This is a genomic window from Kitasatospora putterlickiae (assembly GCF_039527695.1).
In the GTDB taxonomy this organism is placed as follows: Bacteria; Actinomycetota; Actinomycetes; order Streptomycetales; family Streptomycetaceae; genus Kitasatospora; species Kitasatospora putterlickiae.
Genome location: NZ_BAAAKJ010000190.1, coordinates 17,996 through 18,573 on the forward strand (window position 1 = coordinate 17,996; position 578 = coordinate 18,573).

Annotated in this window: 1 protein-coding gene; it reads left to right on the forward strand. The window is 79.4% G+C overall.

Features of this window, described 5'->3' with window-relative positions; all coding sequences use genetic code 11:
* Window positions 1–67: 67 nt before the first annotated feature.
* A complete protein-coding gene (locus ABD308_RS19210) occupies window positions 68–412 on the forward strand; it encodes a hypothetical protein (protein ID WP_344336156.1) in 345 nt (114 codons plus the stop codon).
* Window positions 413–578 lie beyond the last annotated feature (166 nt).

Genomic DNA, 578 nt, shown 5'->3' on the forward strand with positions numbered 1-578 from the left:
GCTCGCCGCGCTGCTCGCCGCCGCCGACGCGGAACGCCGCCGGGCCGGCGTGACCGCCGACCTGCTGGTGTACACCGGCTGGGAACCGGAGGAACTGGCCGCCGACCCGGCCACCGCCGCCGCCCTGGACGGCGCCGACGCGGTGATCACCGGCCGCTACCGCGCCGGGCGGCCCACCCGGCTCGCCTGGCGCGGCTCGGCCAACCAGCGGCTGGTCACCCGCACGGCGCTCGGCCGCGAGCGGTACGCGCCCTACCTGGACCACCGGCCGGAGCGGCCCGACCTCCAGGTCCAGGTGAGCGAGGGCGAGGTCCGGGTGATCGGGGTGCCGCGCCCCGGGGACCTGGGCCGGATCGAACGGGACCTGGTCCGGCGCGGCGTGACCCTTCGGGAGACCTCGTGGCGACCGTGATCTACCGCTGCCCGGTGGGCGCGCCGGGGGAGTGTCCGACCTCCGCCACCCGGGGGTACTGCCAGGTGCACCTGTTCCAGCAGTTGGAGCGGTACGACCCGGCCGAGGACGCGCCCGCTCCGCCGCCCGCCCCGCCGCCCGGCCCGGCCGGGGCGCCCGCCGGGCC